Raw genomic sequence first — 17,008 nt, 5'->3', positions numbered from 1 at the left:
CGCTATTTTCTACACTGTCATCTTTACAATACATAACACCTTAATTATGCGTTGCTTCAGTAACACCCTGATCGGCTGCTTTTTTGTACCAATACAACGCTTTTTCTTTATCGACTGCGACACCATCTCCTTTGTCATACATAAGTGCTAAATCATATTGTGCATCACCAAGTCCTTGTTCAGCGGCTTTTGTGTACCAATATAATGCTTTCCTTTTATCAACGTTGACATCATCACCTTCAGCATACATCCTTGCCAAATAATATTGCGCTCCAACAAACCCTTCTTCCACTCCTTGAGCTTGAGAAAACCAATATAACGCTTTTTCCTGATTGGCTTCGACACCCTCACCTTGGTCATACATATAAGCTAACTCTAATTCCGATAAAATATCCCCTTCTTCTACTGCTTTTGTATACCAATATAATGCTTTCCCGATATCAACTTTGACCCCATTACCTTGGGCATACATACGTGCAAAACCAGATAGCACTTCAACAATCCCTAATTCCTGTCTTTCTATTTGAGCTTGAGCTCGGGAGTTCCAATAGAGTGCTTTTTCTTTATTGACTTTAATACCCTCACCTTGGTCATACATATAAGATAACTCTAATTGTGCAGTAATAAACCCTTCTTCTGCTACTTTAGTATACCAATATAGCGCTTTTTCTTTATCGGCTTCGACACCATCCCCGTTGTCATACATAAGTGCTAAATCATATTGTGCATCACCAAGCCCTTGTTCAGCTGCTTTTGTGTACCAATATAGTGCTTTCCTTTTATCAACTTTGACTTCATCACCTTCAGCATACATCCTTGCAAAATAATATTGCACGTAAGCAGCCCCCTTTTCTTCTTCTTGAGCTTGAGAGTACCAATAAAGTGCTTTTTCTTTATTGACTTCGACACCATCTCCTTGGTCATACATATAGGCTAACTCTAATTGCGCATAAATATGACCTTGTTCCGCTGCTTTTGTGAACCAATAGAGTGCTTTATCGTTATCAATGCCGACAAGATGACTGTTGACAACGTACCCCATGTTATACATCAGTGCTAAATAATATTGCGCCTCAACAAGCCCTTGTTCCGCTGCTTTTGTGTACCAATATATCGCTTTTTCTTTATTGCCGACACCTATACGTTGGTAATATATATGTGCTAAATTAAACTGAGCTTCCCTATCTCCATGCTTAGCCTCAGTGTTACAAGCAATTAAAGCTTTTTCAAAATCTTTTTGTTCAAAATAGCTAGCGCAATGATTAGCGTAAGCCGTCGTCGATAATAATGCTGCTAATACAACAAATAGTGTTTTTTTCATGGTTTTCCTTAGATTCCTAAAATATAGTATTTTTTACTTTGCCTACTAATAATAAAAGAACAAAATAGGCTTGCTTTCTTTTACTCGTTAACAATGTACTTTTAAAGGTTTATGGATATATAGAGTTGAAAAAAATGTTAACACACCACTTATTGGGTCACATAAAAATGTCTCTGTTATTAGAAAAGTATTTAACCACACTATTCCCTTTCCTTCAGCAATTAAAAAAGGAATTTATTTTATGAGTAAATAACCTTAGCATATTCTATTTTCATCCTTTTATACTTATTCATCACTGAACGCTTACCTAAATATCAGTCACTTTCAATGCATTTAAACCATCTATTTTGATTAAGATTTGTTTAGAAATAATTCATCCTAAATGGTCAAATTCGCCGTTTGCATAATTTAATGTCAATATAATAAAAATTAGCTTGCATAATTATAATAATGTGGGAGAATTCCCTGCCGCTTTTAGCGGGTAAAAAGGCAAAACTATACTTAGTAGTTTTTTATTGTTTTTTGGGACAGAGGAGCAAAGTTAGTCATGTCCGCAATAAAAATGAAACGAGTTTTAACCACACCTGCATTGATTGCATTTGGTTTAGCTTATATGGTTCCTTTAGGGATCTTTACCACTTATGGGGAAGTTACCGTTGCCAGTAATGGGCACTTACCTGTAGCTTACATTATCACCTTAGCCATGATCTTTTTTACAGCACTGAGCTATTGCCGTATGGCAAATAAGCTACCGATTGCTGGATCTGCCTACTCTTATGTACAACATACCTTTGGAGGCAAAATTGGATTTTTGGTTGGTTGGGCGCAAATCCTTGATTACCTGTTTTTACCGATATTAAATTATTTGGTTTTGGGTATCTATCTTAATGAAGCATTTCCTGATATTCCCGCATGGGTTTTTGTGTTAGGTTCTTTAATTAGCGTAAGCTTTTTAAATTACTTAGGTATTAAGTTAATTAATTCGGTTAATTTTACTTTGATTATTGTTCAAATGATTTTTATCGGGTTATTTATCTTTTTAACACTGACCAATGTTAATTTAACGCCTGAAGCAATGATGAAACCGTTGTTAGTGAATGCGGGCGATTTTAGCGGGCTACTTTCCGGGGCAGCAATATTATGCTTAGCATTTTTAGGATTTGATGCTATTGCAACGTTAGCTGAAGAGTCAAATGATGCGCAAAAATCGTTACCTAGAGCGATTATATGTACCGTGCTTATTGCCGGTTGTATCTTTTTGGTGGTCTCTTATTGTGCCCATTTAGCTTATCCTAACTGGATCGATTTTGCTAATAACAAAGATACTGCAAGTTTAGAAGTTGTGCGCCGTGTAGGTGATATTAGCCATTTAGGTGGTGATTTTATGTATAACTTTTTCCAAGCTGCATATTTAACCGGTGTGTTTGCCTCTGCAATGACTGCACAAACCAGTGTTTCACGCATTTTTTATGCTATGGGGCGTGAAGGTGTGTTACCGAAGCAGATCTTCTATAAAATTCATCCACGCTTTAGAACGCCTTATTTATCGATTATCTTTGTAGCTTGTTTTTCATTGCTATCATTAGTATTAGATCTTAGTCTGGTCGTTTCGATGATAAGCTTTGGCGCCTTAGTTGCTTTTACTTTTGTTAACTTATGTGTTATCAAAAGTTATCTTAGCGGTAAAAACACTAAAACGTTAGCAATCCTGTTTAAATATGGATTATTGCCGGCGATTGGCGTGCTACTTTCTTTGTGGTTGTGGACAAGTTTGGATGAAACAGCGATGGTTGTTGGATTGGTCTGGTTAGCAATTGGCTTTTTATATTTGGTCTATTTAACCAAAGGCTTTAGATCTGCATTACCTTCGATCGATCATAAAGAATTAAGTTCGATTATTAAAGATTAAATTATCTGGTCTACTTACAAGTTTTAGTTACTGTCCTTTTAAAACAATTCCGTCGACATGATGTCGACGGAATAATGAAATTTTTGGTTATGAATAAGTATCGTTAATTACTCACCAAAACCAGTAGCAAATAATTCACGGATTTCATCCATCGCTGCTTGCTCGTCTTCACCGTCACAAATAATTTCGACAGTTGAACCACCTTTAATACCAGCACCAAGCAAACCCATCATACTTTTTAATTTGATCGTTTTATCATTATAAACAAGCTCAATAGATGATTTATAACGACCCGCTAATTTTACCAGTGTCGTTACAGGGCGTGCATGTAAACCAGTTGAATTTTTTACTACCATTTGCTCTTTTAACATATTACAGTCCTTATTTATATCTTAACGTTAATACAATGGCAGTATTTATATCATAAATTGAATAATATTGCTCTTTTTTTGCATGCAAATTTTTGCAAAATAATACGCATCAATGATTTGAAGGATTATTCAATCTCAGTTTACTTTTATCCCCAGAAATATCGAACAACATGGAAAAAAACCGGCGCAGCAAAACAGATTGAATCAAACCGATCAAGCACACCGCCATGCCCCCCGATTAGCCGTCCCCAATCTTTTACGCCCCGATCTCGCTTAATGGCAGACATAACCAATCCACCAAAAAAACCAAGCAAGGTGATCATTAACGAAATCAGCCCGGCTTGCACAAAGCTAAATGGCGTTATCCAAAACAAGCAAGCACCAATAAAGCTTGCCGATAATACCCCACCGACAAAACCTTCAATGGTTTTTGACGGGGATAAATTTGGACTGATTTTATGCTTGCCCCATAATTTTCCAAACACATATTGTAAAACATCGGATAACTGCACAACCAAGACTAAAAAAGCAATAAGCAGTAAGTTTCGGCCTTGATAATTATCGATTTGTAACGCTAATAATGCCGGCACACAAGAGATGCTGTAAACGGTGATTGTCAGCCCCCATTGTACTTCGGCAGTGCGTTCAAGAAAATTTTGGCTTGAACCGGTAATTGACGACAAAATAGCTAACAATAAAAAACCATAAATCGGTATAAAGATACTGAACATCCCATACCAAGAAATGGCAACGAAAATATATTGCAGTGGTAAGGCAACGCCAAAGGCAAAAATTAGCGCATAAAAGTCATAGCGGTTAACGGGGGTTAAGACCAAAAATTCACGCAATGCTAAGCCGGATATAACAAAAAATAGAAAAATGACCGCCAGTTTTCCGATGAAAAATGCCAAACCAATAATTAGCACCATAATCCACCAAGCATTAATGCGGGTGTTTAAATTATCAATCACCGGATTAGGACTTTGCACTCGTCGTTTTAATAACAGACCAATAGTCGATGCGATGACTAAAAACAGACCGATACCCAAAAATAAAAGCAGTGTATCACGTTGGTAATCTGTCATGTCTTTCTCCTGATTGTCTGTTATTGCTCAATGTAGCATTAAGCATTAATGCAGGGTGTGCTTAATTAAAAAAATAACACACCTAACGCCAGAGCTGTTAGTAATCCAAGTTGTAAAATAATACAAGCGATCTGTTTTTTGAATAACTTCATTGTGCCGTTTTCACGTTCATGGATTGATCGCACGTTTTGTTGATTCGCTTTAATCAGATTTAATTGCCCTAAAGCATCGTCTAATTCCGTGATTGCTTCGGGCAGACGGTCGCTTTGGCTGGCAAGATATTCAAATAACTTTCTATCAAAGGCGATACGTAGCGCATAATATTTACTGATTAATCCGATAAAAAAAGTGATCAAACACAATATGATTACATATAGATTGCCGATTGACCAACTTGCCAGTAGCCAGAAAAACAGTGCCATTAAGCTCAATGATAACGACAAAATATCTAATCGCTGGCTGATAAGTAAAAAGCTACTGAATGTCACTAACCTCGTTTTCGTTATATTATCGGTTTGAGTCATCTAATCTTTACCCCTTTTTTAATTGTAAAAACCACTCAGTTAAAATTACACGTTGCGCTTTAGAGATCACAATACTGCTACGACAAGCTTTTACTTTGGCAATGGCTTCATCAAGATTTTGCGCTCGATGCGTCCATAATAACCAAGCAATAACCGCCGTAGCGCTACGGGAATAACCTAATGCACAACACACCAGTAATTTGCCCTTTTGATAATACTGATTAATCACTTCTGCGCTCTGCTGGCACTGCGCCGCGGTTAGCGGGGTCATATCTAAGACCGGTATTAAAGTATAATTGCCCTTAAAAGGCGCTATGGGTAATTCAGCGCATAAGTCCAGCACCGAAACAAACTGGTAGGCTTTGAGCGTTTTAGTTTCCGCTATGCGACCAAGATAAAGCTTTTCTTCGATGATATCGGGGGATGCATGGTTAATGGTCCATAAACGGGAATTGAGCCACATAACAACCCAATAAGGTAAATAAAGTATGGCGATAGCCAACTTAAACCGTCCGTTAGGCTGTTTTTGAAAACCTTTAGCACCTAATAGCAAATAATTAATGGCAACTAATACCAGTGCGCCGGCTAACCATAATAACCACAATGTCTCATGCTTAAAGTAAACAGCCAAACCATAGGTTATAAGCGCAAAAACACTATAGAGCGTCACCCATTTGCCGTTTTTCAAGTGTGAAGCATTTTTGAATAGTGATTGCCCATTATCCGGCCATAACCAGATACATAAGCAACCAACCCATAATCCGGTCGGTATATCAAAAAAGTGGTGTTGCCATGTGGTTAATACGGAAAGCGCAATCAGTAAACACCAAATATTAAGCAGATACTTTGTTGCCACAGATTTAAAATAGCCGGCATAAAATTGCCACAAAATAACCAGTAAGGTGATATGCAGTGACGGGGCTTGATTAAATGGCTTATCAAAGCCCATTAATACCTCAAACAGCCATCCCAAAAAGCCGTCTAAAGCCGGGCGTTCATAGCTGAACTTAAGCGGGAAAAGCAAAAAACAGCCGATACAAATTATTTGAGCGGTCAGTAGTCGTAAACAAAGTGTTTTAACCGATTGCTTACTGGTTGCTAATAAGATTGCCAGACCATACATCAAATCGATTGACCAATAGGGCACAATAGTCCAAGACCAAAGCGGAATTAAGCTTTCCCAGCTAAAAACAATGCTTGTGACATCAGCACGGCTAGCGGTAAATGAGTTGGTTAAATTATAACTGCTAAAGAAAAACAGGCACAATCCAACTAACCATAAGCATTTATAAATGCTTAAATGAGTTGAAGGTGCGGTTGCTGATGTTTTCATCATCGATTAGTGAATGCGCTGTGCTAATGAAACGGTAAAGATGCCCCACTGATCAATGCGCATGGTAATTTTTTTGAAGCCCGCTTGAGCGACAAGCTGATCCATTTCAAGTTGTGTTCGTCTACGCATTATCCAAGGTTGACCGTCTCGATGAGAAGTTAACGCTCTGGCAATAAAGGTTAACTGTGGATGCCAAGGCTGGTTGGTATAAATCAAAAAACCACCAACCGGTATCGCATCGGCTAATCCGGCTAACGAGTTATGGATTAATTGATTATCGCCAAACAGCTCGTAAAGCCCTGAGACAATGGCAAGATTAGGTTTTGGTGATAATTGCGCTAATTGTTGTCGATCAAACGCATCACCTTTTTCAAAACGAACGATATCACTTAAGCCTTTTTGTTCAATCAATGCTTGCCCGTCACGAACATTAATATCGCTATAATCCCTCAATAGCACGTAATCGGGTTTGTGAGCGATTTGAGTAATGGTATCTAAAATATAGCGTCCATGGCCGGCTGCAATATCGACAATATTGACCTTGTCATTTTGTTGCTGTAAACGACTAATCGCCTCTTTTAATAGCTCTTCAAGATTGAGCTTACGTTGTCTAATGCCACGCCAACCAATAGATTGTAAATAGAGATAATCAAAAAATTGCCCTAATTTAGAATTTCCCGCAGGTTCATTCCGATAGACATAATCAAGGGTACTGCCGGAATCAAAGCCAGTTTCTAAACCGAGTTTAATGCCATGAGATATTTTGCCGGCGTACTTTAAGCTTGCCTTAATAAATTTCCAATATAACGGCTTAACTAAACCGGAAGGCGGTAAGGTTAAATTATCGGTTTCTAATCGAGTATAACCTACCCGATCGGCGTTAAGTCGTGACGGCGTATAAGCTGGGCTGGCAAAGCAGCCGAGAATAAAACGCCTTGCTCGTTCAAGAGCGATATGGCGATCTTTTTCACCCAACGTATCATGAAAAAAGCCCGGCAAAATATGAAACTCTTTTTGCGGCGTGCCTAGATTGTCATAAAACTGTTGTTGGGGTTTACGCCTAACCACATAATCCGATCCGGAAACCAGTAATTGAGTCGGTACGGTAATTGCGTTAGCATCTTTTATAATTCTGTCTGATACCGAATAGAGATCGAGCAGTAAACGCACTGAAATCGGTCGGGTAATGAGTGGGTCTTGCGTGAATGAGCGGGCACGTTCAGCATCATGAGTTAATAAATTGGGTTTGACATAACTATTAACAAAGAAATTGCCTTTAAAGTTATACAGCAATTTTAGTCCGGGAACGGCAAGCGGCACATAGAGTTTAACGCTAAAAGCGGGTGATGCTAAGACTAAAGCACGAATATTGGGCACATAATCATGCACCCAAGCGCTGGCAATAACTGCGCCTACACTTTGGGCGATAATAGCGATATCTTGTTGGTTAAGTCCGTACTCTTGGGTGATATGTTCAATAAAACATTGCGCATCTTTGACTAAAGTGGCAAAGTTTGGGGCATCTCCTCGCTCCCCTTCTGATTGTCCGTTTCCTCTTGCATCCCATGCAAAGATTTGGAAATCGGGCAGCGCAAGTTCATCAGCCAGATGCGCAACACGTCCGGAATGTTCATGCCCTCGATGAAACAGCACCAACGCTTGATTTGATTGTTGGTCGCTATCCACAGCCGGCCAATAGCGATAAAAAATTTGGCAGCCATCATGACTTATAAAAGATTTTTCTTGTTGTTGTCGCATAAACTGATCCTTAATTCTTTGGACTCATTCAATCCCTTTTTGATCCGATTTACAATGGTATAGATTAGTAAAGCACTTATCAGCCACAGTAAAGGATTAATCCAATCCAATGGGAGTAAATAGCTTGCAATACCTAAACTGATAACACTGAAAACAAATGCGCGATCACTTTTGCCCATAGGTCCGTCATAACGGCGGGTAGCGCCAATCATCAGTCCCAACACGCCACTATATTCAGTCAGAAACGAAAGCAATACCACAAACATAACTAAACTATAGCTAACAGTAGCAACTTGCGTAAATACAGCGATCAGTGCGCAATCAGATATCACATCACAAATTTCATTTAAGTAAGCGCCTAGATTAGATTTTTGGTTAAACTCTCTTGCCAACATACCGTCAATGGCATTGAGCGCCATACGAATAAACATCCATAGCGGGATGAGATAAAAAACCCATTGATATTGCGCTAATAGCCCAACAATTAATGACACAAAAATCGATCCTATACAAGCAGCGATCGTGACCTGATTAGCCGTAATATCGGCATGGTAAATTTTATTCGCATAAGGGCGAAGTAGAGATTGGAACCGTGATTTTAATTGATATATTGACAACACTTGCAATCCTTTTTAGCCATAAATGAGGGCGTTAACCAACAGATTAAGCAACCATTATAGCGCTTTACATATATTAAACAATGCGTTGTAACTGACTATACTTTAAAGCACTTATCATAAAATGCAAACGATTAAGTACATTTACTTCCCCTGCTCCGTCATCAAAATCAAGATATAGTAGATTAAGTTTAGGATTCAGATCTCGCATCCGCTTTTCAACGCCTTTTGATACCACATGATTGGCGATACAACCAAATGGCTGTAAGCTGATAACATTATCTATCCCTTGCTGGGCAAAAGTCATAATACCGGCTGGAATTAACCAACCTTCACCAAATTGGTTGGCTAAATTTAAGATCTCTTGCGCTTTTTGCGCCATATTGCGCAGGTTATGGAAAGGTTGATAGTATTTAAAGTCCGCTAATATCTGGTTGGTTTTATCGATATAAACCTGCGCTATTTTTTCTAGGAATTTAAGTACATAAGACAGGTAACTATTAGCAATCAGATGATTTTTGATATTGCTGTCATAGTTAACAAAACATTGCGCAAAAAATTCAATCATTGGTGGCATCACCGGCTCAATGCCTTGTTCTATCAGCCACTCTACACTATGTTGATTACCAAAATTATTATATTTGACATAGATTTCACCCACAATACCGATCTGCGGGCAGGCTCTATTGTGCGTTTCAATCTGATTAAACTGCGCCACGGCTTGACTTAATAAAGTAAAAATCGCTTTTTTACCCTTGTGTTGGCTAATAAGCTGTTTTAGTTTGTCGGTGTAAAACCGTTTAAGCTCATCAGCTTGCTGTTTCACTTTTGCCCTCGGCGCAATGGCGTAATACATTTTAGCCAGCGAATCGGCAAACAGCATGGCAAAGAAAGTCGTCGGTAGAGTTTTAAGCCAGTTAATTTTAAAGCCCGGTTGCTCAATTTCATTGATATTACCGGTACTAAGCGAAATAATCGGTACATCGGCAAAACCATTACTTATCATCGCTTTTTTAATTAATGATAGATAGCTACTGGCACGACATTGCCCACCGGTTTGGGTAATGCCAATAGCGACTTGATCACGCTGATATTTCCCCGAACGCAGTGCTTTAATAATGTCGCCGACAATGATTGTTGCCGGATAACAGATCTCGTTATTACAATATTTTAAGCCCCACTCAACCGAACGCTTATCCGGCTTAGGCAAAATTTCCAATTTATAACCGGATAAAGCAAAAATCGGCGGTAACAAAGGCGAATAAAAGTCAGAAATAAACGGCGCTAATATCGTTTTTCGCTGTTTATCGGGTAGCGTAAAAATCGCTGTTTTTTGGCGCTCTTGCAATGTTAATGGTTGGTGATGATTAATCCGGATTGATTCAATAATTGAGCGTAACCGTAATCTAACTGAGCCGGTAGCAGTGATCTCATCAACCCGAATCACGGTGCAGGTTTTGCCTTGCGACGCTAAGATCGCTTTACACTCATCAGTGACAATTGCATCGGGTCCACAACCAAAAGAGTTTAACTGAACAAATTGAATATTATTTGGCTGCTGAGCTACAAACGATGCTGCGGCGTACAGGCGGTTTGGGTAACTCCACTGCGAGCAGATTTGCAGTTCCGGCGAAAGCGCATCAGTGGCGCCCAATACTGAATCTTCGCAAATCACATCACAACCTAAAGCGTTTAAAATCTCAGGGGTTTTATGGTTGATTAAGCTGTCGCTATGATAAGGACGACCAGCTAAAATAAAGACATAACGCCCAGTTTGCTTCGCCTTATCCAACACGTCAACCGCTTTATCATAGAGCGCTTTTTTGTAGTCACTTTGCGCAATCAAGGCTTGTTTAAACGCCTTATTGGCAACTTGTTTAGTAATGCCTAATGATGTTAGATATGCTATGCAGCCTTTTTTAAGCAATTTAATATCACTAAAATTGATGACCGGATAATCAAGCGCAATACCATATTTGCTAGCCGGATTGATAGCGCTATTTATCACTTCGGCATAACTACTGACAATCGGACAGTTATAGCTATTGACCGCATTATTAAACTGTGCCGATTCAAATATCACCATAGGCATAAAAATACGATCAACATTGGCGTTAATCAGCGCCATAATATGCCCGTGCACCAGTTTAGCGGGAAAGCAGATGCTGTCTGACATTACAGTGCCGGCGCCTTTTTCATAAATTTCATGGGTCGAAAATGGTGAAAGGGTCACATTGATACCGCTGGCGGTGAGCAATGTATGCCAAAACGGGAAATTTTCATACTGGCCTAAAACACGAGGAATACCAATATTGATTGTGGCATTTGGCACTTCACCGTTACAGCGATCAAATAAAAGCGAGTTTTTGAAATCAAACATGTTAAATGCATGTTTATCTTGATAAGGATTATTGCTTAAAAAACGTTCGCATTTATTGCCCGAATAATAGCGCTGCCCATTGGCAAAACGGTAAATCATAATATCACAATGATTTTCGCATCCTTTACAGCGTGAAGGCTTAGCTTTGTTATCTAGCGCCTTATCCAAATTATCTAAACCGATAAAGGTTGATAAGCTCGGATGCTCAGCGTAATGATGTTTAGCAAACAGCGCTGAGCCATAAGCGCCCATTAGTTCCGGAATATTGGAGCTGGCGATCTGTGCGCCGGTTAACTGTTCCAGCGCCCGAAATACCGCCGGATTTTTAAACGTTCCCCCTTGCACCACAATATGATCGCCTAGTTTTTTTATATCATGCAACTTCAGCACTTTATGAATGGCATTTTTAATTACCGAAAACGCAAGCCCGGCGGATATATCGCCCATGGTGGCGTTTTCACGCAGTGCTTGTTTCACTTTAGAGTTCATAAATACCGTACAACGAGTCCCTAAATCGCAGGGGCTAGTGGATTGACAAGCGGCATTGGCAAACTCGATCGTATTGGAATTAAGCGATTTTGCAAAGGTTTCAATAAATGAACCACAACCCGATGAACACGCTTCATTTAACTCGATATGATTCACTACGCCATTAGCGATAAAAATGGCTTTCATATCTTGCCCGCCAATATCCATAATAAAACTGACTTTGGGATCAATATGTTTGGCTGCGGCAAAATGCGCCATGGTTTCAACTAATCCATCATCAATAGCAAATGCCGCCTTTAACAGCTCTTCCCCATAACCGGTCACACCGGTGCGAGCAATATTGATGGTTTTGCCGGATGCGGTAATCTCTTGTTTTAACTGTGTTAAGCCTTTAATTAAGGCACTAATGGAGTGTCCATTATTGGGCGCATAATAGCTAAAAAGTAGCTGGTTATCTTCACCAATTAAAGTAATTTTGGTGGTGGTTGAACCACTATCAATACCTAAAAAAGCATTTTGCTTTGAATAATCCGATAGGCTTACGCTGGGGATTTGAATATAGTGACGCTGCTTTTGCCAATCTGCAAAAGATAACGACTGACTAAATAGCGGCTTTAAGCGAGTGGGAGAAGCGAGCTGAATTTTATTTGAAGCAGTTAATCTTTGGGTAAAATCATCAATCGAAAGCACTGTTCGGCAACAGCTATCAATAGCGGCGCCCCATGCCGATAATAGCGTCGGGTGCGCCGTTTGCACAACATCATTAGCATTCAACTTTAAAATATCGCAAGCAGCTTGTTTTAAGGTTGGAATAAATGAAAACGGTCCGCCAATAAACATCACCTTTGGCACAATATCATAGCCTCGAGCAAGGCTGTTTACCAACTGGATACAAACGGCATGTAATACTGAGTAAGCGATATTTTCTTTCGATACATTACGGCTGATAAGATTTTGCACATCGGTTTTGGCAAAAACACCACAGCGGGAGGCAATTGGAAAAATGTTGTCATGATGCTTAGCGAGTTGATCGAATTGTTGTACGGGGGTATAGAGCAAAGTAGCCATTTGATCAATAAAGGCACCTGTTCCACCGGCACAACTGCCATTCATTCGAATATCTGGCGGACGGTCGGGAAAAAAGAAGATCATCTTACTATCTTCACCGCCGATATCAATTAAAGTGCTAACTTGCGGATATTGGCGCTGAACCACTTCAGAAGCCGCAACCACTTCTTGAATAAAGGCAATATTAGCTTTTTCGCATATTCCCATACCGGCCGATCCGGTCACTTTTACCGACAGCTCGATATCATTGCCAATTTTTTGTTTGATTTCGCTTAAAAGGTCAAGCACGGTGGCGATGATATGGGTATTATGACGAACATAATTGCTATAGACAAAATGGTCTTGCTCATCTAACAAGACACATTTCGCAGTAGTCGAACCGACATCCAATCCAAGCCTATATATTTTTGACATAACAAACTCACATTTTGCAAAAAAGGACTTAAAGTATTTAAAGATGCTTATCACAAACTTAGTTTTATCATAATATTTTTAAATAACTTAAGATAGTGTAATTTTTGCAGTTTTTATTTGATGTGTTCAAAATGCACACACTTTATAAGGTGTGTGCTAGCGAAAATATTCAGATATCACTTCACTTTGTGTGGGTTTATCCTTCCCCCCAAAATTAATCTTTTTGGTGTTCAGCTAACCCTTGTTTTGCAGTTGCAATGACATTTTTTAAATCGATGCCCTGCGCTTTGGCGGCAAAAATACAGCCGCAATAACATTGGCGATAGACATCGTACTCTTTGCAAATTTCAATCGATCGTTTATAGCCATTATTCTTCTTAAAATCGGAAGGAAGATAGTTAACTGAGAAGATCTCTTGAATTTCAAAACCTAATTGATTGATCTTCTGACTGTTCTTTTTCGGGCTTAAGGTCAAGGCGCTGGCAAAATAGTCATAGCCCAGCTCTTGCGCTTTAATTGCCGCTAAATCTAACCGCATTTTATAACACAGATGACAACGTTCCCCCCCTTCCGGTGCATCACGCAGATGTTCAACTTGTTTAATAAATTCAGCCGGTTGATATGGCGCTTGTAAAAATTGCACATGGTGACCGGTTTTTTGATTAAAATCGGCAATAAATTTTTGCTGAACAACGCTACGATACTCATATTCAACCCGAGGATGAATATTAGAATTAGCAAAATATATGGTGATATCAGCATATTGTGCTAAATACTCTAAAACATAGGTACTGCAAGGGGCACAACAGCTATGGATCAGTAATTTGGGGCGAATCGATTCGCTTTGCCAATCAGCAATGACCTCTTTTAGCACTGAATCGTAATTGACTTTATTATGGGGATTTAATTTATCAAGAATATCTTTGGCATTAATTAACATGTGAGCTCTTTTATTTTTGTTATTCTGCTAACTGAAATTTTTAAGCCGACTATGATATAGCGATAATCGGTGTCCTTCAAGTTATCGCTATAAATTTTATGGCTAAAAAGGCCGACTTAAAGAGTCAGTTAAGCTTTTAATATTTAACTTAGCTCAAAGCGCTATATTAATATCACACCCTAATAACAAAAACCTTGTTAACAAAACACCGTGTTAATAATAAACCACGTTAATAAAGCATGATATTAACTAAACGATTAACCATATTCACTTAGATTAATAACCCAACCGCGCCGATAATCAGGCATATAACCGGCAAGATAATAAAAATATTGCTGATAATTTTCTTGATACGATCATTGACTAAAAATGTGATAGTGCCAACGGTCATTAGCGTTAAACTCGGATCCATGGCTAACATATCATCAATCGCAACGGCACTAATGCCAATCGTTGCTAAAATGATGCTAAAAAACTCTCGATGTCGGTTTTGAGTGGCAAAGAGAAATAGCATCAAACCCACGCAGATCAAAACAACGGAATAAATGGTATAGTTAGGATTTAATAGCGGATCATGATGTTTGATTGAATACGTTGTTCGAATTAACAAGCCAATCATCACCATAAAAACACTGATGCTTTTGACAACATTATCACTCGCAAAACGCAGAGTGATGCCCAAAATAAATAAACCTAAATAGACCCACCAACAGGTAGTGAGCGTCAATAAAAGTAAGTTCATTGGGGTATTTTCTAAAACCATTTGTCATTGCCTTACATTTTAACGATAAGCTTAATAGGATTAACTTTAATCGATTATCTTGTGCCAGACAAATTAATATTGTCATTTAAATGAAAAATAATATTATCAATAAGATAATAGCCAACTCATCCGCTAAATCATCGTCCAATTTTTTTGACTATTTTTGATCGCTTTTTTAAAACAGCCATTCATTTTTATTTCATAATGGAGTTATAATTGTGTTTATCTTTTCCTGATGTCAATTAGGCCTGAAATTGGATGTTCAACTCCTTAAACGATTAAAGAATCTGCAATTATATAAAAAAAGACACTCGAATAATGTCTTATTGTGGAAAGAGATCTACCCGCTAGCCATTCCAATTTTCATCGAAAATCTATCGGTTATATTAATGGGCATTTTCAGCACTTTTCTGGTCAGTTGGATCGGTAAAGCTGAAATGGCAGCGGTTGGGCTTGCTGAAAGTTTTAATATGATCGTAATGTCCTTTTTTATGGCGGTCGCCCTGGGTACGTCGGTGGTAGTGGCGTTTAGCTTAGGTCGCCATAATCGCAAAAAAGCAGTGGTTGCTGCCCGGCAATCGATTACGCTGTTAGTGATTATATCAATCTTACTATTTCTATTTGTCGAGTTTTCCGGTTATTGGATAGTTGAGATTATTGCTGGAAAAGCCGAAGCAGACGTAAAAGAACTCACGTTAACTTTTCTGCGATTAACGGTGTTAGGCTACCCTGCTTTAGCCTTTATATTGGTTGGTTGTGGGGCATTGCGAGGCGCCGGTAACACTAAATTGCCGATGTACTTAAATATTATTATGAATATCCTCAACTTATCGATAAGTTATATCTTAATTTATGGTATTTTTGGTTGGGGCGGTTTAGGTTTTATTGGTGCCGGAATTGGCTTAACCATTTCACGTTATTGCGGAATGTTCTTTATTTTACTGGTGCTGACCATAAAACCTAGTCGAGCGCTATTTATTCCTTTTCGAAGTTATTTCCATTCATTTAATAGTAAAATCTTGATTGATATTCTTAGCATTGGTATTCCCGCCAGTGTGGAATCGGTGATGTTTAATATCGGTAAGCTGCTTACTCAAACATTTGTTGCCGGAATGGGCACATCGACTATTGCCGCAAACTTTATTGCCTTTTCAATAGCCGGCTTGCTCAACTTACCGGGTGGCACACTTGGCGCAACCTCAACGATCATTGTCGGTAAACGTATCGGCATGGGGCAGATCTATCAACCGACCAGACAACTGAAATTTATCTTTCACTTAACTAACTTTTTACTCTGCTTTTTAGCATTTTTATCCATACCTTTTGCCGGCTTTTTAAGTTCGTTATATACCAATGATCAGGAAGTGATCGACATTGCTAAACATCTCCTGTGGTTTAATGCCCTATTTACGCCATTTTGGGCTTCATCATTTGTTCTACCTTATGGCTTTAAAGGTGCTAAAGATGCCAGTTACACCATGTGGGTCGCTATTGGCAGTATGTGGATGTGCCGAATCGTTGTCGGTTATATCTTTGGTGTATACTTTGGCTTTGGCGTGATTGGTGTCTGGTTTGGTATGTTCCTAGATTGGGTGATAAGAAGCCTGTTTTTCTACCACCGATTAGTCAGTGGCAAATGGTTATGGCGACATCGAAAGCGAAACTAATAGTTTAACGTTTATAATAGCGCAATATTAAAATGTTCCATACAACATAGCCGGTAAGATCTTGTCAAGAAGTTTCAGAAAATACCTATGTTTTAGTAAAAAATCAGATTATCTTTAAGATATATAAAAATATTAATCTTGAATATTATTTAGCTAATATTAATCAATCTAGACCGCCGGTCGTTTATTAAATAAAAAATCATTGGTTATCTTTACATAAATCAAAGCCGGTAAACTCTTGTCAAGAACTTTCAGAAAACACCTATGTTTTAGTAAAATCAGATTATCTTCAAGATATAAAAAATATTAATCCTAAATATTATTTAGTTACTATTAGCTAACTTAAATCGCTAGTCGCTTGTTAAATAA

At 38.6% G+C, this 17,008-nt stretch carries 12 protein-coding genes; 2 read left to right on the top strand and 10 right to left on the bottom strand.

Translation table 11 applies throughout. The features are described from left to right. Positions 1-40 precede the first annotated feature (40 nt). Positions 41-1,321 (bottom strand): tetratricopeptide repeat protein, encoded by a 1,281-nt coding sequence (locus J3U37_RS04700; protein WP_267373524.1) that lies wholly within the window; start codon positions 1,319-1,321, stop codon positions 41-43. 547 nt (positions 1,322-1,868) lie between these two features. Here J3U37_RS04700 and J3U37_RS04695 point away from each other — a divergent pair. Beyond that, positions 1,869-3,230: an APC family permease gene (locus J3U37_RS04695; RefSeq protein WP_220219484.1), complete on the top strand. Its 1,362-nt coding sequence runs from the start codon at positions 1,869-1,871 to the stop codon at positions 3,228-3,230. 107 nt (positions 3,231-3,337) lie between these two features. Here the strand turns inward: J3U37_RS04695 and J3U37_RS04690 are convergent, their stop codons facing one another. From J3U37_RS04690 to J3U37_RS04650, 9 genes are all read right to left on the bottom strand, one after another. Beyond that, on the bottom strand, positions 3,338-3,601 hold the full coding sequence (locus J3U37_RS04690) for an HPr family phosphocarrier protein (RefSeq protein ID WP_220219483.1): 264 nt from the start codon (positions 3,599-3,601) through the stop codon (positions 3,338-3,340). Between the two features lie 146 nt (positions 3,602-3,747). Then, on the bottom strand, positions 3,748-4,686 hold the full coding sequence (locus tag J3U37_RS04685) for a phosphatidate cytidylyltransferase (protein WP_220219482.1): 939 nt from the start codon (positions 4,684-4,686) through the stop codon (positions 3,748-3,750). A 65-nt stretch (positions 4,687-4,751) separates the two neighbouring features. Beyond that, the gene (locus J3U37_RS04680; protein WP_267373522.1) at positions 4,752-5,210 is read right to left on the bottom strand and encodes a hypothetical protein; all 459 of its coding nucleotides are present in this window, start codon (positions 5,208-5,210) and stop codon (positions 4,752-4,754) included. A 7-nt stretch (positions 5,211-5,217) separates the two neighbouring features. Next, on the bottom strand, positions 5,218-6,546 hold the full coding sequence (locus J3U37_RS04675; RefSeq protein ID WP_267373520.1) for a phosphatase PAP2/dual specificity phosphatase family protein: 1,329 nt from the start codon (positions 6,544-6,546) through the stop codon (positions 5,218-5,220). Between the two features lie 3 nt (positions 6,547-6,549). Then, on the bottom strand, positions 6,550-8,301 hold the full coding sequence (locus J3U37_RS04670; protein ID WP_267373518.1) for a bifunctional alpha/beta hydrolase/class I SAM-dependent methyltransferase: 1,752 nt from the start codon (positions 8,299-8,301) through the stop codon (positions 6,550-6,552). Continuing rightward, positions 8,271-8,921: a CDP-alcohol phosphatidyltransferase family protein gene (locus J3U37_RS04665; RefSeq protein ID WP_255556215.1), complete on the bottom strand. Its 651-nt coding sequence runs from the start codon at positions 8,919-8,921 to the stop codon at positions 8,271-8,273. Before J3U37_RS04665 ends, J3U37_RS04670 begins: the two co-directional genes overlap by 31 nt. 73 nt (positions 8,922-8,994) lie before the next feature. Beyond that, the gene (locus J3U37_RS04660; protein ID WP_267373516.1) at positions 8,995-13,269 is read right to left on the bottom strand and encodes an acyl-CoA dehydratase activase-related protein; all 4,275 of its coding nucleotides are present in this window, start codon (positions 13,267-13,269) and stop codon (positions 8,995-8,997) included. 214 nt (positions 13,270-13,483) lie between these two features. Beyond that, a complete protein-coding gene (locus tag J3U37_RS04655; protein ID WP_220219476.1) occupies positions 13,484-14,209 on the bottom strand; it encodes an epoxyqueuosine reductase QueH in 726 nt (241 codons plus the stop codon). Positions 14,210-14,480: 271 nt separating this feature from the next. Next, positions 14,481-14,972, bottom strand: coding sequence for a hypothetical protein (locus J3U37_RS04650; RefSeq protein ID WP_267328508.1), 492 nt, complete (start codon positions 14,970-14,972; stop codon positions 14,481-14,483). 254 nt (positions 14,973-15,226) lie between these two features. Here J3U37_RS04650 and J3U37_RS04645 point away from each other — a divergent pair, with 254 nt between their 5' ends. Next, positions 15,227-16,639, top strand: a complete 1,413-nt coding sequence (locus tag J3U37_RS04645; RefSeq protein WP_255556214.1) for an EmmdR/YeeO family multidrug/toxin efflux MATE transporter — start codon at positions 15,227-15,229, stop codon at positions 16,637-16,639. Positions 16,640-17,008 lie beyond the last annotated feature (369 nt).

This window comes from Gilliamella sp. B3172 (genome assembly GCF_026536465.1).
Lineage (GTDB): Bacteria > Pseudomonadota > Gammaproteobacteria > Enterobacterales > Orbaceae > Gilliamella.
Note: the sequence above shows the minus strand (reverse complement) of the source record. Positions and strands in the feature narration are given on the sequence as shown.

Coding starts and splice junctions, on each gene's coding strand:
- J3U37_RS04700 (WP_267373524.1), bottom strand. CDS start 1,321: ATGAAAAAAACACTATTTGTTGTATTAGCAGCATTATTATCGACGACG.
- J3U37_RS04695 (WP_220219484.1), top strand. CDS start 1,869: ATGTCCGCAATAAAAATGAAACGAGTTTTAACCACACCTGCATTGATT.
- J3U37_RS04690 (WP_220219483.1), bottom strand. CDS start 3,601: ATGTTAAAAGAGCAAATGGTAGTAAAAAATTCAACTGGTTTACATGCA.
- J3U37_RS04685 (WP_220219482.1), bottom strand. CDS start 4,686: ATGACAGATTACCAACGTGATACACTGCTTTTATTTTTGGGTATCGGT.
- J3U37_RS04680 (WP_267373522.1), bottom strand. CDS start 5,210: ATGACTCAAACCGATAATATAACGAAAACGAGGTTAGTGACATTCAGT.
- J3U37_RS04675 (WP_267373520.1), bottom strand. CDS start 6,546: ATGATGAAAACATCAGCAACCGCACCTTCAACTCATTTAAGCATTTAT.
- J3U37_RS04670 (WP_267373518.1), bottom strand. CDS start 8,301: ATGCGACAACAACAAGAAAAATCTTTTATAAGTCATGATGGCTGCCAA.
- J3U37_RS04660 (WP_267373516.1), bottom strand. CDS start 13,269: ATGTCAAAAATATATAGGCTTGGATTGGATGTCGGTTCGACTACTGCG.
- J3U37_RS04655 (WP_220219476.1), bottom strand. CDS start 14,209: ATGTTAATTAATGCCAAAGATATTCTTGATAAATTAAATCCCCATAAT.
- J3U37_RS04650 (WP_267328508.1), bottom strand. CDS start 14,972: ATGGTTTTAGAAAATACCCCAATGAACTTACTTTTATTGACGCTCACT.